This window comes from Bacillus marasmi, from assembly GCF_902168435.1.
In the GTDB taxonomy this organism is placed as follows: domain Bacteria; phylum Bacillota; class Bacilli; order Bacillales; family Cytobacillaceae; genus Bacillus_BU; species Bacillus_BU marasmi.
On the sequence record NZ_LR656166.1, the window covers coordinates 1 to 26,985 of the forward strand.

Below are 26,985 nucleotides of genomic sequence, written 5' to 3' on the forward strand. Positions count from 1 at the left end.
TGCTCCTTTTGTAGAAGATGAGGGAACAAGTATGGTCTATCTCTTCTACAATAGGAGCCTTTTTATTTTTTAGAAATTAATTAAGTCACTTTTACATATTTTTCAAGTCGTGCAACGCTAGTGGGACAGTCCCCCACTGCTTTACTGCGTTAAAAGAGATGGAATGTTGTAAATTTTCTTTGTTTTAATTCCTAGTAAACTAATAGAAATAATGTTGACATGGAATCAAACTGTGTTAAAATTTAAAATATTAAAAGAGAGTTAACAGAGGAATGGAGGAGGAACGCTTGACCGAAAAGCTGACATTCGACAAGTTTGAGGCTTATCCTCAAATTGATATTGTTGAAGATGACCAGACAAAAGGAGCTTTAAACGTTTTAACCTGGGCGTACGAACATTATAATGATGATGAATTAGTGTATGCTTGTAGCTTTGGGATTGAAGGAATTGTGTTAATTGACTTAATCTCAAAGGTAAATGACACTGCTAAAATCGTATTTCTTGACACTGACCTTCACTTTGAAGAAACGTACAAGCTGATTGATGAAGTTAAAAAACGTTATCCCAAGTTAAGAATTGAGCTAAGAAAGCCTAGTTTGACACTTGAGCAGCAAGCAGCAGAATATGGTGATGAGCTTTGGAAGCGCGAGCCAAATAAGTGCTGTGAAATTAGGAAGGTCATTCCACTAAATGACGTTCTATCAGGAACAACCGCTTGGTTGTCTGGACTGAGAAGAGAGCAATCAGAAACCCGCAAAAGCACAAATTTCTTTAATCAAGACAAAAAATTTCAATCAATTAAAATTTGTCCTCTAATTCATTGGACGTGGAAGGATATTTGGAGATACGCTCATAAAAATGATTTACCGTACAATATTTTGCACGACAATGGCTATCCAAGCATTGGTTGCAAACCTTGTACACAGCCAGCCTTCAATGCCGATGATATGCGTTCTGGTCGTTGGACTGGTTCTGGTAAAACAGAGTGTGGTCTTCATTTATAAGGGGTAGCGACCGATGACCTTAACATATTTAGCTGGAGCAATTGCGTTATTTTTTGCGATGAATATTGGAGCAAGTGGCGCTGCTGCTTCAGTCAGTGTTGCCTATGGTTCTGGTGCTATATCCAGTCGTAAAAAAGCACTTCTATTATGCGGCGTGGCTATTTTTGCCGGAGCGTTCATAGGTGGAGCAGAAGTAACGAAAACGATTGGTTCAGGGTTAATTCCACAGTCATTATTGACTGCAAAAGTCGTGCTAATTATTTTATCTTCAGCGGCCTTATCATTATTTATCGCTAATTTGATTGGAATTCCACTTTCAACAAGTGAAATAACGGTTGGATCTGTAGTAGGCGTAGGTGTTGCCTATAAGGCGTTATTTATTGACAATATTTTGGTTATCGTCAGCTTTTGGTTTCTCGTCCCAGCAATCGCCTTTGTCATTGCGATTATTTTGGGTAAGGCAATCAAAAGGTTAGAGATACGATTTCCAAGTCTAAATGGCAGCAAGCACCAGCGAGCACTTTCAATATTTGTTATTGTTGTTGGATTTTTCGAAGCATTTTCAGCCGGTATGAATAATGTTGCAAACGCTGCCGGACCAATGGTCGGTGCGGGATTAATATCCCTTAATACAGGTACAATTGTTGGCGGAATCTTTATCGCGATTGGCGCGATGACACTCGGTGGCCGAGTCTTAGAAACCAATGGGAAAAAGATTACCAAGTTTACTTTGCTTGAAGGTGGCGCTGTATCGGGCACCGGAGCATTTTTGGTTACAGTGGCATCCATTTTTGGTTTACCAGTTCCGCTTACACAAGTAACAAGCACTGCGATCATCGGTATTAGCACCGTGCAAAATGGTGCAAATGCCTTAAAAAAGAATATTATTAGTAAAATTTTAAAAGTATGGATTGTTTCACCGATTCTTTCGTTAGTAATATCCTACGGACTTGTGAAGTTATTCGTCGATAGTGACATCTATTCAATTGTTGTTCTTGTTAGTGTATGCGCAGCAACCCTTGGGATTATTAGTTTAATGAAAACAATTAGGGAGGACTCCCGTACCATTTACGAAGAGGGTGGAGGCATCTAAGTCTTAACCCTACTATTGTGATAAGAATAGTGAAGTATTTTTGTGTATAAATCATACTTAAAATATAGGATTAATAAATCATATAAACTTTATTTGGAGGTATTTTAACATGGCTTTAAGTACACCACATGGCGGAACTTTAATCAATCGTTGGAACCCGGAGTATAACGTTGAAAATATTAGTAAGGAAATTCAAATTGATAATATGGCATTAAGTGACCTAGAGTTGATTGCGACAGGTGCTTATAGCCCAATTGAAGGATTCTTATCTCAAGCGGATTATGAATCAGTTGTTAGCAGCATGAGATTAGCTGATGGCAGTGTTTGGAGTATTCCAATTACACTACCTGTTACAGAAACCCAAGCAAACACAATTGAAATCGGGGAAGAGTATCGACTTGTTTTTCAAAACGAAACCTATGGAGTCATTACTGTTTCTGATAAATTCATACCAAATAAGGAAGTTGAAGCAGAAAATGTTTATCGCACAACTGATTTAGCTCATCCTGGTGTGAAAAAGATGTTTGATCGCGGTAATGTGTACATTGGTGGAAAAATCATTCTTGTAAAACGCTTAGAAAGAGAACAATTCAAAAGCTACTATTTAGACCCAGTTGAAACAAGAGCCATTTTTGAAGAAAAGGGTTGGAACACAGTTGTTGGCTTCCAAACGCGAAATCCAGTGCACCGTGCCCATGAATACATTCAAAAGACAGCTTTGGAAACGGTAGATGGACTTTTCTTAAATCCGCTTGTTGGTGAAACAAAATCTGATGATATTCCTGCGGATGTTCGAATGGAGAGCTATGAAGTACTGCTTGAAAATTATTACCCACAAGACCGTGTCTATTTAGCGGTATTCCCAGCAGCAATGCGTTATGCAGGCCCGCGAGAAGCGATTTTCCATGCGATGGTGCGTAAAAACTACGGCTGCACACATTTCATCGTTGGTCGTGATCATGCTGGTGTCGGTGATTACTACGGAACATATGATGCTCAACTTATCTTTAGCAATTTTACACCAGAAGAGCTTGGCATTAATTTAATGTTCTTCGAGCATAGCTTTTATTGTGCAAAATGCGAAAACATGGCTTCAACAAAAACTTGCCCGCACGGGAAGGAACACCATGCCATTCTTTCTGGTACAAAGGTCCGTGAATTACTAAGAAATGGTGAAATTCCACCAAGTACATTCAGCCGTAAAGAGGTTGTTGAAGTATTAATCAAAGGTTTGCGTCAGCATGCTGTAAAGGCATAATCTAGAATAGGAGGAAAACATTGTGGGAAAAAGTACTAATATTACATGGCATGAGTTATCCTTATCTAAGGAAGCACGACGCAAGCAAAATGGTCACCAAAGCTTCGTGCTATGGTTTACTGGACTTTCGGGTTCAGGTAAATCAACAGTTGCAAATGCTGTTGCACAAAAACTGTTTGAAACAGGTATACGTAATTATGTATTGGATGGAGATAATATTCGCCACGGATTAAATAAGGACTTAGGCTTTTCTGATGAAGATCGGACTGAGAATATTCGCCGTATTGGTGAGGTATCGAAATTATTTGTTGATAGCGGTCAAGTGGTCCTTACTGCATTTATTTCACCATTTATTGCAGATCGTGAATTGGTTCGTAATCTGCTCGAAAAAGAAGAGTTTATTGAGGTTTTTGTGAATTGCCCACTTGAGGAATGTGAAAAACGAGATCCAAAAGGGTTATATGATAAAGCACGAAAAGGTTTGATCCCTGATTTCACGGGAATTCATTCTCCATACGAGGAGCCATTAAGTCCAGAAATTGTTGTGAATACAAGTGAGTCATCTGTGGAAGAATGTGTGGAGCAAATCATTCAATATTTATCTGTTAGAAACGCTATATAATAAGAAACTAAAAAAATGGGGGTGTTCAAATGGAAGCTGTTTTATATATTTGTCACGGGAGTCGTCTAAAAAAAGCGCAAGCTGAAGCAGCTGCCTTTGTTCACCAATGCATGCTCGAGAATTCGTATCGGATTCAGGAATACGGTTTCCTCGAGCTTGCATCCCCTAGTATTGAACAAGCTTATCGTAACTGCGTGGAGAAGGGTGCGACAAAAATTATTGCAGTACCTGTCTTGCTCCTTTCAGCAGGACATGCAAAGCATGATATTCCCTTTGAATTGGAAACACTAAATAAGTTGTTTCCGGAAACGGAAGTGGTGCTGGGTAATCCAATCGGAGTTCATCCGGCAATAAGTGATGTGTTAATTGAAAGAATCAATGAAACACATACTCATATTAGTGAAGATACGATGATTCTATTAGTAGGGAGAGGGAGCAGCGATCCAGATATCAAAAGAGATTTGTACAAAATAGCCAGTCAATTACAGGGAAAAAGTGGCATTTCAAAAGTTGAAACAAGTTTTTTAGTTGGGACGAGTCCAAGCTTTGAGGACGGACTTGAAAAGGCCATAAATAGCTCCTACAACAAAATTATTGTAGTCCCATACATCCTTTTTACAGGTATTTTAATGGGTAAAATTGCAAAAACGATACAGCTTTACAGTAAGGATAACCGGAAGGAAGTCATTCTCTCCAATTATCTTGGCTATCACCCGATTTTGAAAAATATATTATTAGACCGAGTAAAAGAAGCCAATCGAAAAATTGCACATGTCAGAATGTGTTGAAAGCATGTTCCTTATAAAGGGAGCATGCTTTTTTTATAACATGGCATTAATCTCCATCAATAATTTATTAATAATTGAAGAAAATGATAAAGTACAACTTTCTAGAGGCTAATTGGAGGTAGAACCATGCTCAAAAAAATTGTCCTTTCCGTGTTACTAATGTGTATGTCAGCACCTGCATTTTCACAAGCTCAAATAAAAATGTTTAAGGAGCCGCCGTTTGAATTTTATAAGGTTTCCCCAGGGGATTCCTTTTGGTTTATTGCTCAACGCTATGGGTTAGATTATAAGCAATTGATGACGTTAAATCCGAATGTTGATCCAATGAACATGCATGTTGGCGAAATCATTCGCTTAAAGCCTTCAGCAGGAAGTCCGAGTAACTTCCAGGACCAAGTCGTACAATTAGTTAATCAAGAACGGGCTAAGAATGGCCTAGCTCCATTAACTCATCGAGCCGACTTGAAAAACGTCGCACAGAAAAAAGCTGAGGATATGATTAACTCAAATTATTTTTCACATACGAGTCCAAACTATGGGTCGCCATTTGATATGATGAAGACGTTTGGGATTTCGTATGCTAGTGCAGGTGAAAACATTGCTAAAGGGCAAACAACACCGCAGCAAGTCATGAATTCTTGGATGAATTCTTCTGGTCACCGCGCCAATATTCTGAACCGTGATTATAATGCCATTGGTGTCGGTTTTTATCATGGTGCCTGGGTACAAATGTTCATTAAAACAAGATAATAAATCAGCTCAATAACGAAAAATGGTCTGGCATCGCTTCTCCACAAAAATGGATAAAGCGATTCAGGCCTTTTTTTTGCTTTGGAAATGGATAATTGTTGATTTTTGTTCACGTTGATTGTAGCGGAAGGCACGAAGACTCCTATGGGAGTAGCTGGCATTGGAGACCCCACAGGCGCAAAGCTCCGAGGAGAACGAAAAGTGGAAGCGGCTTGCTCAGGAGCGACAGGCATAAGACGAATCGGGCAAGAGACGTTAGTCTCTGGAGTGATTTGGTTTATGCCCCCGAGCTCCTAGCCGCTGGAGATAGACAGTCAGAAAAGCGGAAGCGGCTTGCTCAGGAGCGACAGGCACAAGGCGAGCCGACTAGAAGGTTGTCCTTTAACCTTCTGGGCGGATTGACTTGTGACCCCGAGCTCCTAGCCGATGGAGCTAGACAGGCTCCCAGTTAGCCCCATGAACCGCACGTGTCTGAAGTGGAAATCAACATCCAATTTTTACACAGCCTTGTTTATTGAAGTAAAAAGTGAAAAGGAAAAAGTCAAGCATCTCCCTTTTAAAAATTAAGGTCATTTTTCCCTGCTCTCCGCATAAATTAATTTGGATAAAAAACAATTTAAAATTTTCAAAAAGCAGAGGAGAGCTAATGTGGAAACAAATAAGGTCGAGGAACAATCATTACGCTTCATTAAAACAAAAATACTTATATTATTACTGTTATTGGCCGGCCTTGTTGTCGCCATCCATTATTATCTTAAAAGCCAAATCCAAATTGAAGCACCTAAAGTTGAGCTAGGGCGTAAAGTAATTGTTCAACTCCCAGATGGAAAGGAAATCCAAACCTATGAGAACTTACTTGTGGAAGAGGATGGAAAACTCTATTACGATGGTGAATTTAATACGATCGATATTACAAATGGGATTGTCGTCATCCAAAATTGGGAATAATCCATGTGACAAACGTATAGCCAAGTTCTAGTTCTAATAGCACATTTTTCCTAGTAGTAAGTCGAATTTACTTGAAGTTTACATTAATAATGATAAAATCATTTAGGAGACTATCAAAAAATTTCTTATAACGAACAAAAATATAAATAAAAGTGAAACTTTTCATGGGTTTATTCGTCTAATATATAGTAAGGAAAAAACGACACATTCATGAATTGCTAGCAATCTTCGTTTAAATCCGCAAAAGATTATGTTAATGTAGTATTCATTCAATTAGCTTATATGTAATAATCGAGGTGCAAAAAATGAAAAAGTTTATAAAGTCTCCTAAAACTCTTCTAAGCGGAACACTTTCGTTGTTCTTCTTAGCGGTATTCCTTTTTTGGATAAAGACATACATTGCGTACCAAATTGAATTTGATTTAGGAATAGATAATAGTATACAAAAATTCTTGTTGTTTATTAATCCGTTAAGCTCGACATTATTGTTTTTAGGATTTGCATTGCTATTTAAGAAACGTGGTCAAAATGCAATGCTATTAATAATCAACTTTTTAATGTCATTCCTATTATACGCAAACGTCGTATATTATCGTTTCTTCAGTGATTTCATTACGGTTCCCGTTTTGTTACAGACTAAAACAAATGCAGGACAGCTCGGAGATAGTGTATTGTCGCTTATGTCGTATTGGGATGTATTTTATTTTACTGATACGATTCTATTAATCTTGTTATTAGTCTTTAAACAGGTAAAACCATTAAGTGGTAACAATCGTAGACCAGCTGGTTTTATTTTAGCAGCAGCTGTTATTGTTTTCTTATTCAACTTAGGCTTAGCAGAAAAAGATCGACCAGATTTGTTAACCCGTTCATTTGATAGAAACTATTTGGTTAAGTATCTTGGTGCCTATAACTTTACCATCTATGATATCGTTCAGAATGCTAGGTCATCTAGTCAACGAGCAATGGCAGACAGCAGTGATATAGTAGATGTTGAAAACTATATTAAAGCGAATCACGCCGCACCTAATCCTGAATACTTTGGGAAGGCAGCAGGTAAGAATGTTATCTATATTTCATTGGAATCACTGCAATCCTTTATTATTGACTATAAAATTAATAATTTAGAAGTAACGCCATTCATGAATTCACTTGTTCATAGCGGAGAGGCTTTTTATTTCAATAACCTGTTCCATCAAACTGGACAAGGGAAAACATCTGATGCTGAATTTATGATGGAAACTTCATTATTCCCAATGTCACAGGGCTCTGTCTTTGTCAATAAAGCGCAAAATACGTATCAAGCCATGCCGGGAATTTTGAAAGGAAGCGGCTATACATCTGCAGCATTCCATGGAAACTATAAGACGTTCTGGAACCGCAATGTAATTTATAAAGCATTTGGCTACGATCATTTCTTTGACGCAGAATATTATGATATGAGCGAAGAGAATACAAAGTATTACGGAATGAAGGATATTCCTTTCTTTGAACAATCAATGCCGTTATTAACTAGTCTAAAACAACCATTCTATTCTAAATTTATTATGCTTTCAAACCACTTCCCATTCGGAATGGATGAAGGCGATACGGACTTCCCTAAGGGTGATTTTGGAAATAACGATGTTGTAAATAGCTATTTCCAATCTGCCAATTATATGGATAGAGCCATTGAAATGTTCTTTAATGATTTAAAAGAAGCTGGACTTTATGAAAACTCAATCATTGTCATGTACGGTGACCATTATGGTATTTCAGAGAATCATAATGAAGCTATGGCTGAGGTTATCGGAAAAGAGATTACACCTTTTGAAAGTACACAGCTACAACGTGTACCGGTGTTTATCGTAGCACCAGGCGTTCAAGGTGGAGTAGTAGACGCATACGGTGGTCAAGTCGATGTAATGCCGACAGTTCTTCACTTGTTAGGTATTGATACGAAGGATTATATGCAAATGGGTACAGACTTGCTTTCACCAGCACATCAACAGGTTGTACCATTTAGAAATGGCGACTTTGTAACACCAGAATACACTGTTGTAAGCGGAAAAACCTACAGCAATACGACAGGTGAACAAGTGGATGGTGAAGTAACAAAAGAACTAATCGATCAAGTGAGCACAAAGCTAAGTATTTCTGATGAAATTGTCACGAAGGACTTGCTGCGATTCTACACACCAGAAGGTTTTACACCAATTGACCCAAAGGATTATGAGTACATCAAAGGCAAAGAATCCAAATCTGAGAAATAAATTTATAAGAGAAGCTTAAATTACTTATAAGTAAATTAAGCTTCTCTTTTTGCATTAAAAATACGATTTAGTATAATAAGTATTGATACGTGAAGGGGGGCAACAGAGATGAGTCAATGTAATTTAGATCATTCTCTTGAAGATGTTAAAAAGAAATATGAATCACAGCGTTCATTTTTACCAGATGAGCTCAATCAACCATTTGAACAGTTCTTTCAAAAAGAACACACACAAGAACTACTAAACGAAGTATTTCATCTATTAAAAAAATACGATTTAGCTTCAAAGGATGAACAGCAAAGCCGAAACCAAAAACTAATGTTAATCTTAAAAAATACATAAGGATAAGCCGTAAGGACAATGAAAGCTCAGCTCAAGCATTTTAGGCTTGAACTGAGCTTTTCTGTTGGATGGTAATGGTTTATTACATTAATTGGTCGCTCTCTAAAAATTGGACGAAATCGTGAGCAGTGACAGGCTTACTAAAAATAAAACCTTGGAATTCATCACATGATGTCTTTACTAATTCATCCATTTGTGACTGTGTTTCGATTCCCTCAGCAACGACCTTTTTATTTAATCGCTTTGCCAGATTAATAATTGCATTGGCGATTTCAAAAGTATGAGGTTCCTCATGGATATTTTCAAATATACTTCTATCGATTTTAATCACATCAAAATCATATTTAATTAAATAATTAAAAGCAGAATAGCCAGCTCCGAAGTTATCAAGTGTTATTGATATACCTTGCTTCTTTAAATCCTGAAGAGAGAGGATTGCTTGACCTTCCTTATGAAGTAATACGCCTTCTGTAATCTCAATTTCCAGCCATTTTGGATCGAGTCCTGTCTCATCAAGAATTTGTTTCACCCTTTGGCTGAATTTTGGGTGAATTAATTGCTTTACGGAAATGTTCACGGATACCTTAATTGGGGGTAATCCGATTGATTGCCATCGCTTCAACTGTAAGCAGACATCTTTAATAATCCAATTTCCAAGCGGGATAATAAAGCCTGATTCCTCTGCAAATGGGATAAATTCAGAATGTGAGACTAGTCCTAATTTTGGATGATCCCAGCGGATTAATGCCTCTGCTCCGACAATTTTATTCGTTTTCGTATGGATTCTTGGTTGATACATGACGAAGAGCTGATTCTTTTCGATTGCATAGTTTAAATCATTTTTAATAATAAATGATTTATAACTATTTTGATCCATTGAAGGTATGTACATTTGAAAATGATTCTTGCCGTCATGCTTAGCTTGATACATCGCTACATCCGCATTTTTCACTAAGGTTTTCATATCTTCTCCAGCCATTGGATATGTACTGATTCCGATGCTAGCTGATATATTTAAATGATATTCATCGACTGTGAAAGGTTGATTAATCGCATTAATTAATTTGTCAGCTAAGTCGTTTAACTGATTGAAATCATCTGAGTTTGGCATTACAATCGCAAATTCATCTCCACCGAGCCGAGCCACAAAGGCTTTTCCTTCAAAAAATTGTTGAATGCGCTTTCCTACCTCTGATAATAGCCCATCACCGATGTCATGGCCAAGCGTATCATTAATATGTTTAAAGCCGTCTAAATCGCAAAACCAAACTGAAATCATTGAATCTGTATTCTTGGTTGAAAGGAGTGATTCTTGTAAATAGTGCTCAAAATGTCTCCGATTAGGTAAACCTGTCAAAAAATCAAAATGGGCTAAGTGATTAATTCTATCATTTGCTTCTTTTTGATTGGTAATATCTCGGAAATTAAAAACAATCCCTTTGATATGTGGATCGTCTAAGTAATTTGTAAAAGCAACATCACACCAACGAATTGAACCGCTTTTGTGCTTTATTTTGAGTTGATGTCGAATTGGATCGGTGGGCTGTTTAATGATTTCTTTGAGCATCTTCGACCAAAACGGTAAATCATCGTCCACTAAAAAAGACACAAGATTTGAGCCAATCGTTTCAAAAGAAGGAAAGCCTAAAACCCGTTCGAAAGCCGGATTTAAATAAGTGATTTCCCCATATTGATTGATAATACCTACAATATCGTAGGAGTTATAGGTCAGTGCACTTAGCTGTTTATCTTTTTGAGCAAGCTGAAACTCGATTTCCTTTTTTTCAGTAATATCTTCCTTCAGGGCAACAAACTGGTACGGTACACCATCATTGTTTAACAATGGAGTTATGATTAAGCGGACCCAAATAATCGCTCCATCTTTTCGTTTATTTTTCAAGTCACCTCGCCAGATTTTCCCGGACTTTATCGTGTTCCACATTTCTTGAAAAAATTCTTTTGAATGGTAGTTGGCGTTAAAGATTCGTGTGTGTCCTCCGATTAATTCAGCAGGTGAATATAGCGTTAAATCGAAAATATTTTGATTGCCATAAAGGACATAGCCATTTGCGTCGGTAATGACAACGTTCATTGCTTGGTCAACTGCATAAACGGTTTTTTCATTTATGAGGATTTTTTCTGGATCAAGTTCTTGTGTATGTGCCCAATCATCTTGTCCTGGTTTAATATTGTATTTTACATTCTGGGGATTGATAATGTTGGCTTCGATCATGTTTAGTTCCACATTACTGTTATCAAGTAAACCGTCGTGGTTCATACCATTCTCCTCCGACAAAAAACATTATTCTAATATTCAGTTTACATTAACGAATATTTCATAATGAGATATTATTTTACATTATTATGACCATTCTATGAACATTCTTAACTAAATTAGCGTTTGATTATCTTTTGCGAAGATACTGACATTAAATTTTTATAATGATATAATATGAATGATTTGAAAATCAAAATATCTATGTAGGGGAACTGGTGAGCCAGTTGAGAAATTATCTCGAAGATAATGACCCTTTGAACCTGATCTGGTTAGTGCCAGCGGAGGGAACATATTTTAACAAATATTTGTTGGTATGCGCCCATGCTTTTAGCTAGGCGTTTTTATTTTAGGGATAGTCCATACATACTTTTTTGGTCTTGACGGAGTGAAGAAAGGGGAAAAATCATGAAAAAATGGATGCTATTTTTGGTCGTCGCAATGTTAGTTATGTCGGGTTGCGGTACGAAAAAAGAAGAAGGAAATGATTCAAAAGACAAGGATAAGGGAAAACAGCTAGAAAAAGCAACGGTCGTACTCGATTGGACACCTAATACAAATCATACGGGTTTATACGTCGCGAAAGCAAAAGGCTATTTTGAAGAAGCGGGCTTAGATGTCAAAATCATTATGCCAGGGGAAGCGGGTGCTGACCAGTTAGTCGCTTCAGGAAAAGCTCAGTTTGGTGTCGGTTATCAAGAAGGTGTCACTCAGGCGCGGATTCAAGGGGTACCACTAGTTTCGATTGCCGCTGTCATACAGCATAATACATCTGGTTTTGCATCACCAGCCGCCAAAAATATTAAGTCACCGAAGGATTTTGAAGGAAAATCATATGGAGGCTGGGGTTCACCTGCTGAGAAATCAGTCATTGACTCTTTAATGAAAACTGAAAATGCGGATGTTAACAAAGTTAATATTGTGAATATTGGAGATGCTGACTTTTTTACGGCTATTAAAAGGGATATTGATTTTACCTGGATTTATTATGGATGGACAGGCATTGAAGCGGAGTTACGGGGCGAAAAAATCAATATGATGTATTTGACCGACTACTCGGAAAAACTAGATTATTATACGCCTGTTTTAACAACGAACGAAAAAATGATCGCTAACAATCCTGATGTAGTTAAAGCGTTCATCAAGGCAACATCGAAAGGCTACGAATATGCGATTGAAAATCCCGAAGATGCAGCGAACATCCTTATAAAGGAAGTTCCAGATTTGGATGCTGAACTTGTAAAAGAAAGCCAGAAATGGCTTGCAGCAAAATATAAGGATGATGCTGAGCAGTGGGGTGAACAAAAACTAGAGATTTGGGAAAACTATGCATCATGGATGTTTGAGAACGGATTATTAGAAAAAGAGCTTGATGCAAAAAAAGCGTTTACGAATGATTTTTTGCCAGAATAGGGGGGAGTATGAATGGCTAATGCATTAGTAAGTATTCAAATTATTCCGAAGCCAGCTGATGGTGGAGATGTGATTCCGTACGTTGATGAAGCAATTGCAATCATTCATGAATCTGGTGTGAAATATGAAGTCCACCCGCTAGAAACAACGATGGAAGGTGAACTGACACATTTATTTTCAATCATTGAGAAAATGAATGTGCGGATGATGGAAATAGGCAGTACAAATGTTATTTCACAAATTAAAGTATTATATCAGCCGCAAGGAATTACGATGGATACCTTGACGGAGAAATATCGATGAAGCTTAAATATTTTTTAATAAAAGGTTGGAGACCGGTAGCGGTACTCCTCCTTTTATTCATTTTCTGGGAAATTATAGCAATAAAATATTTAGTGGATGATTGGATTTTGCCAGCACCTTCAAAAATTCTGACTGAAGCATTTGTGGGCTGGAACCAATTTTATCCTGACTTACTGGCAACAGTTTGGATTTCTATTGAAGGTTATGCAATTGGGGTGGCTGTCGGTTTACTGGTAGCGATATTCCTTCATTTGTTGCCTTGGGTACGCGATGCGGTGTATCCGCTCCTGATTCTATCACAAAACGTTCCGATTATTGTACTTGCACCATTGTTAGTGATTTGGTTTGGTTTTGGTCTATTGCCGAAGCTAATTGTGATAACACTTGTTTGCTTCTTCCCAATAACGGTTGCAGCTTTAGATGGATTTAGGCAAGTCCCCCAATCCTACAAGCACTATATGCTTATGGCCGGCGCAACAAGAGGGCAATTATTCTGGAAGCTAGAGTGGCCTTATGCTCTACCTGCGATATTCTCTGGGCTCAAAATATCTGCAACGTATAGTGTGATGGGGGCGGTTATTTCTGAATGGCTAGGTTCTGAAAAAGGTATCGGTGTGTACATGACCTTAGCTTCATCTTCGTTTCGAACAGATAAGGTATTTGTAGCGATATTAGCGATTATGCTCTTAAGCTTACTTTTTTTCCTCGTGATCATCGCTTTGGAAAAATATTTCATTCGCTGGAACGGTAAAGGAGGGAAGAGAGAGTGAGTCATTTAACAATATCTCATGTAAGTAAACGTTTTTCTGCAAATGAGGTTCTAGGAGATCTTAACTTTTCAGTAGGAAAAGAAGAATTTATTTCAATACTTGGTCCATCAGGCAGTGGGAAAAGTACAATTTTTAATTTAATAGGCGGACTATTAACACCAGATTCCGGTGAAATTTGGCTTGAAGGAATTAATATTGTCGGAGCTCGTGGTGCCATAAGTTATATGCCGCAATCACCTAGCTTGCTTCCTTGGCGTACCGTTCTTCAAAATGTCTTATTGGCTGCTGAGATAAAGGGGAAAAAAGATCCAGTCAAAGCGATAGAAATGCTGAATAAGGCTGGATTAGGGGACTACATACATGCACTTCCTGACCAGCTATCAGGTGGAATGCAGCAAAGAGTTGCGTTTATTCGCGCTTTATTAAGTCCACAATCTCTCATTTGCCTTGATGAACCTTTTTCGGCATTAGATGAACTAACCAGGCTGGAAATGCAAAAATGGCTGCTAGCGATTTGGGAGGAATACCGGCGGACAATCATTTTTGTTACCCACTCGATTGAAGAGGCCTTGTTTCTTTCTGATCGAATTATCGTTCTTTCACAAAAACCAGCATCCATTATCGCAGAGTTTCAGGTTCCTTTTAATCGTCCACGCGATGAGAGTCTATTTTTTGATGAAGAATTCTTGAAATGGAAAAGAAAGATATACTACAGACTGGAAAAATAAAGAAAGGCTATCGCGGTTGATAGCCTTTTTGCTTTGTTTATCCCAGTGTCTTAACTTGATCGTTTACTTCGTTGATGGCGATTGCGACATCTTCCACTTCTTTCGTTTGTGTTTCAATGCTAGCTTCGAGCTCGCTTGTCTGCTTACGAACATTTCCAACCTCTAAGGCGATGTCCTGTCCATAACGAGCTTGTTCATTTGTAGCTACCATCATTTGCTGAACCATTTCTTTAATTTTGCTAACATTCTTTACGATTTCCTCAGAAGTAAAGGCCTGTTCCTTCGTTGCATTCGTCACGGAGCTAGTTTGGCTAGTTACATTGCCAACTGCTTCTACAATAGCATGGCCACCTTTTGATTGTTCATTAGTCGCAATTGATATTTGCTGAACCATGTCTTTAGTTGAGGTAATGCCTTTAACAATTTCTTCTGCAGTAATAGATTGTTCTTTCGTTGAATGGGTCATAGCTTCTGATTGGTTTAGTACATTTTTCACAGCTTTTGTAATCAGTTCACTATTTTTTTGTTGTTCTTCTGTTGCTTGAGCGATTTGGTCCATTTCCTCGGTTACTTGAGTAATTCCTTCAGTAATTTTTTCAATTGCTTGCTTTGTCTTATCTGCAAGTTGATTTCCAATCATAACCTTTTGCGCGCCTTCATTGATAGATGTGACAGCAACGGTTGTTTCAGCTTGAATACCTTTAATGAGAAAAGAAATTTCTTTTGTTGCTTGTGCAGAGCGTTCTGCCAGCTTTCTAACTTCCTCAGCAACTACTGAAAATCCTTTTCCATGTTCACCAGCGCGCGCCGCCTCAATTGCAGCATTAAGAGCTAATAGATTGGTTTGATCAGCGATTTCATCGATTACGGCAATAATGCTACCGATTTCTTCAGAGCTTTTGCCAAGGCTTTGCATCACGTCACTTGCATGGTTTATGACTTGAGAAATTTCTTTCATACCATTTAAGGTTTCATTTAGCGATAGGGTACCTTCATGTGCGTCATGCATTACGGAGTTACTTAATTTATTTACGGTTTGAGCTCTTTCATCAACTTGTTTAATAGAATGAATCATTTGTTGGATCGCGTCTGATGCTTGACCTGCAGTGTTAGTTAATCCACGCGCATTTTCACTAACAATTTTAATCGATTGACTCATTTCTTCAATTGCAGCTGAGATTTGCTCAATGCCAGTGCTAGCGCTTCCGGCATTGTCTGCTACTTGTTCAACGGAAGCCATCATTTGCTGGATAGCTGAAGATGTTTCTTCAGCTGAAATTCCAAGCGTACTTGCACTTCCAGCCACTAAAGAAATTGACGCGCTCATTTGTTCAATTGCAGCTGAGATTTCGTCTACACCAGATGCAGTTACATTTGTACTTACCGCAACATGTTGAATCGACTCAACTAATTCAGTAATTGAATGATTGGCATTGTTCATGGATGCGTCAAGCTGCTGTGCGCTTTCGGAAGTTTTATCGATTGATTTTTTGATTTCTGCAACTGATTTATTCGTTTTATCAACATTTTGTGCAAATCGTCTAACCGTTCTTGAAATTAATCGGGTTGTAAAATATGCAATTATCGTACTAAAAATGGAAGCTGTAACGGCAAGAATCAATATTTCATAATTGAACTTATTTGAATCTTTGTAGGAATTAGCCAAGGTCACTTCTGCCTCGTCCTGTGCGGACTTATATAGCTTTTCGAGTGTAGCAGTCCCATTGTTTGAAATAATACTTAATTTGTCTAGCTGTGCCTTGGTTTCATTGTATTGATTTTTCTTGGACTCCGTTAAAAAGAGGTTAAGTTGATTATTGTAATCTACAACTTTTTGGTTCAAATCAGCTAATAGCTGACGATCAGCTTTTGTATAGTTAAGTTTCTCAGCTTCTTTTAAGTTCTTTTTAACCGCGCTAATATCTTTTGAAATTGCTTCTCCAATTTTGTTTTTTTCATTCACGTTCTGCTCAAATGCATGCTTCGTCGTGGATTGACCTATACGTGCAAAATCCTCCTTTAATTCTCCTGTTAGTACAATTTTCGGGACATCTTGCTCTCCGATTGATACGGTCTGGTCTCTAAGGTGATTGACATTGTTGTAGGAAGTGTTCGTAATGACAATAAAGAATAGAATGATAATAATATAACTTCCCATTTGTTTCACATTCATTGACACATTCTTTAGCATAAATGTTATTCTCCTTTTCTAGTTGTGCTGTATGTAAAAATGAGTTTAATATATGAAGACAAACATAATTTTAATATATAGATAATTATTATTGTATTGTTATGACGAAAGTCACACTTTAACGTGACCAAAAGAAATTTCATATGAAATGACAAAAAAACGCCTAAATCACTCAATGATGAATGTTTAGCCGTTTTTACGTTTTGATTAGGTGGTTTGTTTAGGGGAGATTTTTCCTGGGATTGCATGTTCAGTATCGATTTTTTGGTAATTGATATGATCAGGATTTAGCCCATTTCCTAATGAACCATATATCTTTCCTTTTTGAAAATCAATTAAATGTCGTTCTTCTAGATAGATTCTTGGTGTTTTAATTAGCGTAAGCATCGCTTTCCAATATGACATTTCATGATAGCGTTCTGGCCACATCTTTTTGATATGTGCTTGAACTAACGGATAGTATTTTGGATTCATACTTGGAAACATGTGATGCTCAGTGTGTAACGAGAATTGATAATGCAGGACATCAATCCATTTCGGTACAGTTATTGTTAGGCTATTTGCTAACGGATCATTTGTGTCAGTTTGCGGGTTTAAATTGTGATTTGTAGCAATGTAGCTGCTAACAATAAAGTTGGCGATTAAAGCTGGTATGAGATACACGAAGCACCATTTTGCAGGGCCAATGATAAAAGCTAAACCTATCCATGTAACCCACGGTAACAGAAATTGAAACCAAACAGAGCGCCGATTTTCTGGTTTGAATTCCTTAATGAATCGAAGGAACATTCGAGTTGAATGAGTATTAAAATTAATAAATAGAAACAAACAGTAACTGATGGACCGAAAAAGCTTCGGTAGGCGAAACAGTGCCTTTAATATTGGTTTTCGCATAATCACCTCTGCGGTCGACCACGTATCTGGATCTTTCTCCGTATGCTGAGTATGAACATGATGTGTGCTATTGTGCCATTTACGCCAAAGGAGGGGACCGGTTGTAAATGGCCAGAAGCAAATCGCACCAATCATATTCCTCAGCTTGGCGTTTTTAACCACGGACCCATGTAACACTTCATGCCCTAAGAATCCAATTCCGGAAAAGCTAAAACCAATTACGAGCGAAAGTAACATGTTTATCCATATATTGAAATGAAATAAACTAATTGAAATCATACATGTGATAATAATAATTAAATATGCTAGACCTCCAAGCAATCTGGAGGGAACGGGCTGAAAAGCCTCTTTAGGAAGATAAGGAGAAATTCTTGCTGCGTACCAACCAAATGTTTGAAATTCTTTCATGTTAACTCCTTTCAAGATTTTGCATATTTTTATTAAGAAATTGTTCCTCTAATTCCCCAGCGAGCATTGGGACTCCAAACATAAAACCTTGAACTTGATTACAGTTGCGCTCCTTTAAGAATTGTAATTGAGTGGGTTCTTCTACACCTTCGGCAAGAACATTCAATTTAAGATTGTGCGCCAAAGCAATGATCGAACTAATTATTGCTTCATTACCTGCATCTTGCCCAATTTTTTCAATAAATTCACGAGCAATTTTTAAAGTATCAACAGGATAATTCGATAAATAAGAAAGTGAAGAATATCCTGTGCCAAAATCATCAATTGAAATGTTAATACCGATAGCCTTTAAAGCGTTAAGCTTTTGAATGGATAGATGAATATCTTTCATCGCAATACCTTCAGTAATTTCTAAATCTAAATATTTTGGCTTAAGCTCATACTTATGTAATACCTCTTTTACAAGCTCGACAAGATCCTTTTGTCGAAATTGCCGTGGAGATAAATTTACTGCCATTTTTAATGGGAAACCGTTTTGGTGCCATATTTTTGCTTGTTGACAAGCGGTTTTTAATACCCATTCACCAATCGGAACAATCATTCCAGCTTGTTCGGCCACTGGAATAAAATCAACAGGTGAAATCATACCGAGATCAGGGTGGTGCCATCTTAATAGAGCCTCAACCCCAATCATTTTCCCTGTTGGTATATCGAATTGCGGTTGATAAAAAACGGTAAATTCTTTTTTTTCTAAAGCTTTGCGAAGTTCCTTTTCTAGTAGATATTGTTTTGAATAATCATGGTGTTTCTCCTTTGAATATAAGCGGAAATGATTTCTTCCCTGCTCCTTTACAGCATACATAGCGAAATCAGCCTTTTGCAAAAGGTCAGCTGAAGTTTCACCATCAATTGGATAAACAGCTATGCCCATACTTGGTGTTGTAATTACTTCATTGTCATTAATGATGTACGGCTTATTTAAAGAATGGAGGATTTTTGAAGCAATAATCATTACATCCTCAGGCCGGTTAATCCCTTTTAGTAAAATACTGAATTCGTCGCCTCCCTGTCTACATACAGTATCATTTTTGCGAAGTGACGCAACTAATCGCTTGGCCGTTTGCTTGAGAAGTTGATCACCGACATCATGTCCTAAAATGTCATTGATGGTTTTGAATCGATCTAAATCAAGCAACATAATTGCCAGCATTTCTTTATTTCTTTCTGCGTCTGCCAACGCCAGCTGAATAATTTCTGAAAACAAGACACGATTTGGTAAGCCTGTCAATGAATCGTGTAGGGCCATCTGTTTAATTTTTTCTTCATTTATCTTGTTTTCAGTTATATCTTTCCCAATTCCATAAATTCCTACAATTTCATTTTTTACATATATCGGTATATTAGTAAATTGTATGTGACACATTTTTCCTTCTTTATTAATAAAGGAAAGCTCGTATCTTTCTTTACTGCCATTTATCGTTTTTGTAAAATGATTCACAAACACATAGTGATTGTCTCTGTCGGGGATTACGTCAAGAAAAGGCTTCCCGATTAATTCCATTGGGGAAAATCCAACCCAATCGCCCCATGGTGTATTACTACTAATAAAATTTCCTTTAAGGTCTAAGGAAAATACACCGTCAGGATGATGCTCAAATAAGGATTTATACCTTTCTTCATTCAGCGCTAATTCATTTTTTCGTTGCATAAAGGTAAATTGAGAATCTATCCATTTTTTGATCTTCTTAAATATATTCATATGATAATCTCCCTTAAACGCGGGAATGATAGAGCGCTTTATAGAATCAATCGTTCTGAATAAATGAACTAGATTTACAAACAATATTATATCAGAAAATTATTTATTTTAGTACAAATTAGGAAATATGAAGGAGAGCAAGTACTTGGCTTATGGGTTAAGCGTTTTGCACAAAAAAAACTGTCCTCATCCATTTAATGATAGATGAGGACAGCTTTTTGTTATAAAAGAATTAAAAGACGACGACATTTCGACCGCGCGATTGTCCTTGAAGGATTTCAGATAAAGACTTGTTTAAATCTGGAAATGAAATTTCGCGCTTGATAAGCTCTAGTTTTTCTGCTGGGTTCATATCTGTGGCCATTCTATTCCAAACCTTTAGTCTAGTTTCCATTGGGCAGTAAACAGAATCAATGCCTAATAAACTAACTCCTCGCAAGATAAAGGGAAACACAGTGGTTGGTAAATCGGTACCACCAGTTAATCCACTTACTGCAACTGAACCGCCGTATTGAAGTTTGCTCAAAATAGCTGCTAACGTATTTCCGCCAACTGGATCAATTGCTGCAGCCCATAGTTGTTGATCTAATGGTTTTATTTTTTCACCTGTAATTTCCTCACGTGAGAGAATTTCCTTTGCACCAAGGTTCTTTAGAAATTCATGTTCGGTTTGCTTGCCTGTACTTGCTACAACATGGTAGCCGCGTTTTGCGAGAATGGCAACGGCAATGCTGCCAACTCCACCCGTTGCTCCGGTGACTAGTACTTTGCCAGACTCAGGTGTTAAACCGCGATTTTCTAACGCATCAACCGAAAGGGCAGCTGTTAAACCGGCCGTACCAAATATCATCGCATCCTTTAAAGTTAATCCTACAGGTAGTGGTACAATCCAATCACCAGGAATTCTTGCATATTCGCTAAATCCACCAAAGTGAGATACACCGATTTCATAGCTGGTGGCAATCACCTCGTCACCCACTTTAAAACGGGGATCGGTTGAGTGAGCGACCACTCCTGCTAAATCAATGCCAGGAATGAATGGGTAAGAGCGAACAATTTTCCCATTTGGAATACTCGCCAATCCATCCTTGAAATTCACACTGGAATAATGAACTTTAATTAATACATCCCCAGCAGGTAGGTCGTCCGTTGACATTATACGTACCTCGGCCGAGAAATTTTCATCTGATTTATTTACTACAAAAGCCTTAAACGATTTATCCATCTGTTTTTCTCCTTGAAGAATTTATAGTTTAAACGAGCTTTTTAATGAAACAATTAAATTAAAGACTGCTTTATCGCTGGTGAATAGTTTTGGGTCCACATTGAAATAGCCATGACGGAAGAATTGGTATTTGTCGTGTGGTTTAACATCCTTCATGTTTGGCTCAATGAAACCTTGAATGATTTGTTGGGAATTTGGATTCACTAGCTCAAGGAAGGACTTCTCTTCACCAGTTTCCTGTTCTTCCTCATTAGGATCATTATCTAAAATTAACGGCTCATAAAGACGAAATTCAGCTGGGACAGCTTGACTTGCTTCAACCCAATGTAGAGTACCTTTTACTTTTCGTCCTGTGAAGCCAGTGCCACTCTTTGTTTCAGGATCATAAGTGCAACGAAGTTCAATTACGTTTCCTGCTTCATCCTTGACAACTTCTTCACACTTAATGAAATACGCGTGCTTTAAACGGACTTCATTTCCAGGGAAGAGACGGAAATATTTCTTGGGCGGATTTTCCATGAAGTCATCTTGTTCAACGTAAATTTCGCGTGAAAAAGGAATTTTTCTCATTCCCATTTCAGGGACCTCAGGATTGATTTCTGCATCAAGCCACTCAACTTGACCCTCTGGATAATTTGTAATGACCACTTTAAGTGGACGTAGAATTCCCATTGTCCGAGGTGCTTTCAATTTTAAATCCTCACGGACAAAATGTTCAAGCATAGCTGAATCCGCTGTTCCAGAACTTTTTGAAACACCCGTTTCTTTAACGAATTCACGAATTGACTCAGGTGTGTAACCTTTTCTTCTTAAACCAGAAATGGTCGGCATGCGTGGGTCATCCCAGCCATCAACAAATCCTTCATCGACTAGAAGTTTTAGTTTGCGTTTACTCATCACCGTATTTGTAATGTTTAAACGACCAAATTCAGTTTGTTCTGGTTTACTTTCTGTTTCGCATTCTTCGATAACCCAATTATAAAGGGGACGATGGTCCTCAAATTCAGTTGTGCATAGTGAGTGTGTAACACCCTCAATTGCATCTTCGAGCGGATGGGCGAAATCATACATAGGATAAATACACCACTTGTCACCAGTGTTATGGTGTGTAGCGTGAGAGATACGGTATAATACTGGGTCACGTAAATTTAAATTAGGAGAAGTCATATCAATTTTGGCACGAAGAACTTTCTCTCCATTTCCAAATTCACCGTTCTTCATCCGTTCAAATAAGTCTAAATTTTCCTCGACAGAACGATTACGATAAGGACTTTCTTTGCCTGGCTCTGTAAGTGTCCCGCGAAGGCTTCGAATTTCTTCAGCCGACAAATCATCCACATAAGCTTTTCCTTTTTTAATTAATAGCACTGCGCGATTAAACATTTCATCAAAATAGTCAGATGCAAAAAATAAGCCGTCCCATTCATAGCCAAGCCATCTTACGTCTTCTTTTATCGAATCAACATACTCTTGGTCTTCCTTTAAAGGATTTGTGTCGTCAAAACGTAAATTGGTTTTTCCGTTAAATTCATCTGCAAGACCAAAGTTTATTACGATTGATTTTGCATGACCAATATGTAAATATCCGTTTGGCTCTGGAGGGAAGCGGGTAATAACATGATCTCTTTTCCCGGATTCTAAATCTTCTTTAATAATACTCTTGATAAAATTTGAGGAATTATGTTCCAAAAGTAATCAACCTTTCTATATGTACGCTTTTACTTATTTTATATGTATTTTCACTATTTTTCCACTGTCTAATCCAAGCTATTGCATTTATCCCATCTTAACGGACAGTAGTCCTCATACAGATGGAAGTTTCACTTAATAGGATAAACATTGAAAACGAGGGAATATTATCAAAAAACAAACGGAGTCTGGGAATATGAGAAAACTATTAAGACCGAAGCCAATATCAAAGCTCATCGAACCTACAACAGACACATCAACAAAATTTTCAAGTGAGCTAGAATTAAATAAGAAGATATTACAGGATGTTTTCCAACATTGTTCTGATATTGTATTCCGTTCGCTTCGCATCGGAGGACATGAAGCTGTACTTATTTTTATTGAAGGGATTGTAGAAACGAAGGACATTGAGCTACACGGTTTAATGAATTTACAAGATTTTGCTCTCGGTGAACGGATTGAGCTTGAACAGTTAAAAGAAAAAATAGTTTCGATTGCGCAAGTTGATACGACAGATAATTTACAAGATGTGATTAATAAGGTTCTTCTAGGGGAAACGCTGTTGGTAGTTGATGGCATACGAGAAGCATTGGTGTTGAGTGCCAAGGGAGGAATTCGTCGAGGAGTCTCAGAGCCGGAAACGGAAACATCAATTCGTGGACCACGCGAGGGATTTACCGAAAATATACGTGTTAATACTGCTTTGGTACGACAAAAAATCCGTTCTAGTCATCTGAAAATGATTAGCAAAGAGGTGGGGACGGAAACAAAAACCTCTTTGGTGATCCTATATATGGATCACTTAGCTCCTAAGGAGTTGGTTGATGAGGTTCTCAATCGGATTGATCGAATTAAAATAGATGGGATTTTAGAGAGTGGTTATATTGAGGAACTAATCGAAGATAATCCATGGAGTATTTTCCCACAGATACAAAACAGCGAAAGGCCGGATACTGTTGCTGCCAATCTCCTAGAAGGTAGGGTATGCATCTTAATAAATGGTACACCATTTTCGCTCATCTTACCGGCAACATTTTGGATGTTTTTACAGGCTAGTGAAGATTATTATCAACGTTTCCATATTTCATTTTTCTTAAGATGGCTCCGCATCATTCTCATATTTTTGGCATTAGCGTTACCAGCTTTCTATATTGCGATTACGACCTATCATCAAGAAATGATTCCGACGACATTGCTGTATAGTATTGCAGCGAGTCGTGAAGCCATACCGTTTCCAGCTTTTATTGAGGCAATGATTATGGAACTAGCCTTTGAAGCATTACGAGAAGCAGGAGTCCGTCTGCCAAAAGTTATTGGTCAAGCAGTCAGCATTTTGGGTGCTTTGGTAATCGGTTCTGCTGCTGTTGAGGCCGGAATTGTCTCTGCACCGATGGTCATTGTAGTATCACTTACTGGGATTGCTTCATTCACAATTCCGAGGTTTAATATGGCGATCTCGATTCGCTTGCTCCGTTTCCCGATGATGATGCTTGCGGCAGCGTTCGGTTTACTTGGAATTGTGATTGGCTCAATCTTTTTGCTTACCCACCTTTGTAAACTACGCTCATTTGGCGTACCATATTTTTCGCCTGTTGGACCTTTAAAGTGGGATGAATTAAAGGATGTTTTTATTCGTGCACCGTGGTGGGCTTTAGATAAGCGTCCGACTCAGGTGATAAAAGAGAATGTAGTCAGACAAGCATTTGGCCTATTTCCTGGAACAAGTGGAAGTTCAACTAATGATAAAAAGGGGAACGAGTCATGAAGCGGTGGAGGGTGCAATTCACACTGTGGATGAGTGTACTAATATTGTCAGGTTGTTGGGACCGGATCGAGGTCAATGATTTAGCTTTCATAAACGGAACAGGATTTGATTTATTAAAAGAAAATCAAATCCGCGTGTCTGTTCAAGTTCCTCTCCCAAGTGCTTTGGGGGGAGCGGGTTCAAGCGGAGGTGGGGGAGGTACTGGCGGTAACAAACCATACTATATTGATTCAACTGTAGGCAGGAATGTACGAGAAGCCAATGATTTATTACAAGGTAGGATGTCCCGGAAAAATTACTTTGCACATCGTAGAGTGATTGTATTTGGTGAGGAACTGGCACGAGCGGGCTTAAAGAAATCAATGGATGTAATTGTTGAACAGCCTCAATCACGATTAACAACTTTTGTTTTAGTAACGAAGGGTGATGCGATTGATGTACTAAATGCTTCGCCTCATTTGGAGAAGCTCCCTGCTGAAGCAATTCGAGAATTAACGAAGGCGGGTTTTCATCGCGATGTACGTGATATTTTGAACGATTATTCGAGACCTGGTAAGGATCCCGTTATCCCATTGGTTGAGGTGAGTCTTACAAATAATAAAAAAGGACAAAAACAACAAGAAGTCTCAATCAATAAATTAGCTATTTTTAAAGATGATAAATTAAAGTTCATTACTAATAAGAAAGAATCCACAGGAGTTTATTGGTTGCTTGAACAAATGCGTCGGCGTGGTTATACATTTACGATTAAAGATGATGGTGAAATAAATGTCGGCATTATTAAATCGAAGGTTCGTCCTAAGTATAAGCTGAAAAATAATTTGCCAAATTTTACAGTTAATGTGAATGTCTCAGCCACTATGATGCAAAATGAGGCAAATCTAGAAATGAATGACCCAAAAAATTATCGAAAAGTAATAAAAATCATGGAGGAACAGATAAAAAGTGAAATAGAAGCAATTCTTACACACTCCAAATCAGAGGGAATTGATATTTTTGGTTTTGGCTGGTATTTATCAAGGAAGGAAAGTAAATTATGGAAACAAAAATGGGAGAAGAATTGGGACAAGCTGTTAACTGAGCTTGACGTAAAGATTAACGTTGATGCAGAAATTGATGAAGCGATAAATTCAGCTTTAAAAATAAAGGAATGATCATATGTTTGGGACGATTGGGGTCATCATAAGTCTTATTATGTATATCGTTATTTTGAAGAATAGCTCCACCTTAGAGAAAAAACTATGGGTTTTAGTCCTATTCATGGTAATAGCAACAATCGGTGTTTCAATATTGATGGGATTTCACGTTTCTTTAGGAGCAAGTGCAAAATACCTTAATGAAACGGTGGGAAGTTGGACAAAGAGGGTGATTGCCCAATGAGAGAACAAATTTCTTTATTTCAGTATATAGCGTTAATCGTAAATTTCTTAATATCAGGGATTCTGAATACCTTGCCACAAATTATCGCACAAGTTGGAGAACAAAATACATGGATGGCGCCAATCCTTGTTTTTCCAATCATTTCTTTTTTGCTTATTTTTGTGATGGGGAATAGTGATAGAGTCAGAAAGCTCCAAAAATCGTTTCAAGGAAGTGATAAAACAATTTTACAAAAAAGCTTTATTGTGTTGATGGGTTTGTTTTTAGTATTTGTTTATGTAAAAGATTTTCGGGCTATTCTTGATTTTATAACGACAGTATTACTTCCGAATACACCACGAGATGCCATCATGATCATTCTGTCACTTGCATTAATATACATGGCGGTTAGTGGCTTGGAGGTAATAAGTCGCGTTACGGTAATCCAAATCATTATCTTTGGAGGAATCATCCTTCTGCTACCATTTATGCTTTTAAATGAAATTAAACTAGAAAATTTGGAGCCAATCGGTGGTCCAGGCTTTGGTACATCGATGCTAAAGTCTACATTTTTAATGTTTTCCTGGATTGGGGAGGCTATCATCGCCTTAATTCTTTTACTTGATGTTAAATCTCCAGAAAAAATAAAACGTGGAACGGTTTTGGGGATTGGAATTGGCACATTATTATTTGTTATCCTTACATTTTTGGACATCACAGTACTTGGAGTTAATCTTGTTAAAGAAACGACATATCCGAATTTGGCGCTCATTCAACAAATAAATATAACGGATTTTTTGGATCGCCTTGATTTAGTCATTGTAACGGTGTGGCTTCCAACATTTATTGCACGATTGGCCATCACCCTATACGGGATAAACAAGGTATTCGGTCTATTTTTTCAAAATGACGAAGTACCTTTTAATATTGTCATCACTCCTCTGTGCCTGTTACTGGGAATTTTCTCTGTTATACTTTTTAAAAATAATCTCGACCATTTAGAGTACTCTTTTTTTTCGTGGGCCACAGAGGGATTGGTGCTAGAATGTTTGCTCCTTGGCTTATTTTTAATTGTTGGAGTTACAAGTAAATCAAACAAGAAGATGGAAAACTAGGCTAAGGCGGATTTAATATATTCTAATAATTTGA

Annotated in this window: 22 protein-coding genes, 1 pseudogene and 1 riboswitch; of the genes and pseudogenes, 16 read left to right on the forward strand and 7 right to left on the reverse strand. The window is 37.7% G+C overall.

Going from position 1 to position 26,985, the window contains the following annotated elements:
• Positions 1 to 272: 272 nt before the first annotated feature.
• The 9 genes from FXW34_RS04290 to FXW34_RS04330 all read left to right on the forward strand — a co-directional run bounded on the left by FXW34_RS04290 (position 273) and on the right by FXW34_RS04330 (position 9,057).
• Positions 273 to 1,004 (forward strand): phosphoadenylyl-sulfate reductase, encoded by a 732-nt coding sequence (locus tag FXW34_RS04290; protein ID WP_147532736.1) that lies wholly within the window; start codon positions 273 to 275, stop codon positions 1,002 to 1,004.
• Between the two features lie 13 nt (positions 1,005 to 1,017).
• A complete protein-coding gene (locus tag FXW34_RS04295) occupies positions 1,018 to 2,097 on the forward strand; it encodes a sulfate permease (protein WP_147532737.1) in 1,080 nt (359 codons plus the stop codon).
• Between the two features lie 109 nt (positions 2,098 to 2,206).
• On the forward strand, positions 2,207 to 3,355 hold the full coding sequence (sat, locus tag FXW34_RS04300) for a sulfate adenylyltransferase (protein ID WP_147532738.1): 1,149 nt from the start codon (positions 2,207 to 2,209) through the stop codon (positions 3,353 to 3,355).
• Between the two features lie 22 nt (positions 3,356 to 3,377).
• Positions 3,378 to 3,977, forward strand: coding sequence for an adenylyl-sulfate kinase (gene cysC, locus FXW34_RS04305; protein ID WP_147532739.1), 600 nt, complete (start codon positions 3,378 to 3,380; stop codon positions 3,975 to 3,977).
• A gap of 29 nt (positions 3,978 to 4,006) precedes the next feature.
• Entirely contained in the window at positions 4,007 to 4,765 is a 759-nt protein-coding gene (locus FXW34_RS04310; RefSeq protein WP_147532740.1) for a sirohydrochlorin chelatase, read from the forward strand.
• Between the two features lie 126 nt (positions 4,766 to 4,891).
• Positions 4,892 to 5,515, forward strand: coding sequence for a CAP domain-containing protein (locus tag FXW34_RS04315; protein ID WP_147532741.1), 624 nt, complete (start codon positions 4,892 to 4,894; stop codon positions 5,513 to 5,515).
• Positions 5,516 to 6,163: 648 nt separating this feature from the next.
• Positions 6,164 to 6,463 (forward strand): hypothetical protein, encoded by a 300-nt coding sequence (locus tag FXW34_RS04320; protein WP_147532742.1) that lies wholly within the window; start codon positions 6,164 to 6,166, stop codon positions 6,461 to 6,463.
• Positions 6,464 to 6,768: 305 nt separating this feature from the next.
• Positions 6,769 to 8,715, forward strand: coding sequence for a lipoteichoic acid synthase (gene ltaS / locus FXW34_RS04325; RefSeq protein ID WP_147532743.1), 1,947 nt, complete (start codon positions 6,769 to 6,771; stop codon positions 8,713 to 8,715).
• A gap of 108 nt (positions 8,716 to 8,823) precedes the next feature.
• The gene (locus tag FXW34_RS04330; RefSeq protein WP_147532744.1) at positions 8,824 to 9,057 is read left to right on the forward strand and encodes a group-specific protein; all 234 of its coding nucleotides are present in this window, start codon (positions 8,824 to 8,826) and stop codon (positions 9,055 to 9,057) included.
• A gap of 82 nt (positions 9,058 to 9,139) precedes the next feature.
• On the opposite strand, the gene FXW34_RS04335 is transcribed toward FXW34_RS04330, so the two are convergent.
• On the reverse strand, positions 9,140 to 11,335 hold the full coding sequence (locus FXW34_RS04335; RefSeq protein WP_147532745.1) for a sensor domain-containing protein: 2,196 nt from the start codon (positions 11,333 to 11,335) through the stop codon (positions 9,140 to 9,142).
• Between the two features lie 195 nt (positions 11,336 to 11,530).
• Positions 11,531 to 11,639, forward strand: a riboswitch (TPP riboswitch).
• 101 nt (positions 11,640 to 11,740) lie between these two features.
• On the opposite strand from FXW34_RS04335, the gene FXW34_RS04340 reads away from it, so the two are divergent.
• Genes FXW34_RS04340 through FXW34_RS04355 form a run of 4 tightly spaced genes read left to right on the forward strand, consistent with a single transcriptional unit; the run spans position 11,741 to position 14,546 of the window.
• Positions 11,741 to 12,745: an ABC transporter substrate-binding protein gene (locus FXW34_RS04340; RefSeq protein WP_147532746.1), complete on the forward strand. Its 1,005-nt coding sequence runs from the start codon at positions 11,741 to 11,743 to the stop codon at positions 12,743 to 12,745.
• 12 nt (positions 12,746 to 12,757) lie between these two features.
• A complete protein-coding gene (locus FXW34_RS04345) occupies positions 12,758 to 13,048 on the forward strand; it encodes a thiamine-binding protein (protein WP_147532747.1) in 291 nt (96 codons plus the stop codon).
• Positions 13,045 to 13,818, forward strand: coding sequence for an ABC transporter permease (locus FXW34_RS04350; protein ID WP_147532748.1), 774 nt, complete (start codon positions 13,045 to 13,047; stop codon positions 13,816 to 13,818). The genes FXW34_RS04345 and FXW34_RS04350 overlap by 4 nt, the downstream gene beginning before the upstream one ends.
• Complete coding sequence (locus FXW34_RS04355) at positions 13,815 to 14,546, forward strand: ABC transporter ATP-binding protein (protein WP_147532749.1); 732 nt, start codon at positions 13,815 to 13,817, stop codon at positions 14,544 to 14,546. The genes FXW34_RS04350 and FXW34_RS04355 overlap by 4 nt, the downstream gene beginning before the upstream one ends.
• A gap of 37 nt (positions 14,547 to 14,583) precedes the next feature.
• Here FXW34_RS04355 and FXW34_RS04360 read toward each other — a convergent pair whose 3' ends face one another.
• The 6 genes and pseudogenes from FXW34_RS04360 to FXW34_RS04380 all read right to left on the reverse strand — a co-directional run bounded on the left by FXW34_RS04360 (position 14,584) and on the right by FXW34_RS04380 (position 22,712).
• Complete coding sequence (locus FXW34_RS04360) at positions 14,584 to 15,987, reverse strand: methyl-accepting chemotaxis protein (protein WP_425457399.1); 1,404 nt, start codon at positions 15,985 to 15,987, stop codon at positions 14,584 to 14,586.
• A gap of 243 nt (positions 15,988 to 16,230) precedes the next feature.
• Positions 16,231 to 16,737, reverse strand: a pseudogene (locus FXW34_RS23670) (MCP four helix bundle domain-containing protein); the annotation flags it as partial.
• A 207-nt stretch (positions 16,738 to 16,944) separates the two neighbouring features.
• Positions 16,945 to 18,039 (reverse strand): Delta(10) desaturase DesB, encoded by a 1,095-nt coding sequence (desB, locus tag FXW34_RS04365; RefSeq protein WP_147532751.1) that lies wholly within the window; start codon positions 18,037 to 18,039, stop codon positions 16,945 to 16,947.
• Position 18,040: 1 nt separating this feature from the next.
• Positions 18,041 to 19,798, reverse strand: a complete 1,758-nt coding sequence (locus FXW34_RS04370) for a sensor domain-containing protein (protein ID WP_147532752.1) — start codon at positions 19,796 to 19,798, stop codon at positions 18,041 to 18,043.
• Positions 19,799 to 20,030: 232 nt separating this feature from the next.
• On the reverse strand, positions 20,031 to 21,023 hold the full coding sequence (locus FXW34_RS04375) for an NADPH:quinone oxidoreductase family protein (RefSeq protein WP_147532753.1): 993 nt from the start codon (positions 21,021 to 21,023) through the stop codon (positions 20,031 to 20,033).
• Between the two features lie 21 nt (positions 21,024 to 21,044).
• On the reverse strand, positions 21,045 to 22,712 hold the full coding sequence (locus tag FXW34_RS04380) for a glutamine--tRNA ligase/YqeY domain fusion protein (protein ID WP_147532754.1): 1,668 nt from the start codon (positions 22,710 to 22,712) through the stop codon (positions 21,045 to 21,047).
• Positions 22,713 to 22,908: 196 nt separating this feature from the next.
• On the opposite strand from FXW34_RS04380, the gene FXW34_RS04385 reads away from it, so the two are divergent.
• The 3 genes from FXW34_RS04385 (at position 22,909) to FXW34_RS04400 (ending at position 26,951) form a co-directional block, all read left to right on the forward strand.
• Entirely contained in the window at positions 22,909 to 24,477 is a 1,569-nt protein-coding gene (locus FXW34_RS04385; RefSeq protein ID WP_147532755.1) for a spore germination protein, read from the forward strand.
• Positions 24,474 to 25,631: a Ger(x)C family spore germination protein gene (locus tag FXW34_RS04390; RefSeq protein ID WP_147532756.1), complete on the forward strand. Its 1,158-nt coding sequence runs from the start codon at positions 24,474 to 24,476 to the stop codon at positions 25,629 to 25,631. The genes FXW34_RS04385 and FXW34_RS04390 overlap by 4 nt, the downstream gene beginning before the upstream one ends.
• A gap of 222 nt (positions 25,632 to 25,853) precedes the next feature.
• Entirely contained in the window at positions 25,854 to 26,951 is a 1,098-nt protein-coding gene (locus FXW34_RS04400) for a GerAB/ArcD/ProY family transporter (protein WP_147532758.1), read from the forward strand.
• The last annotated feature ends 34 nt before the right edge of the window (positions 26,952 to 26,985 follow it).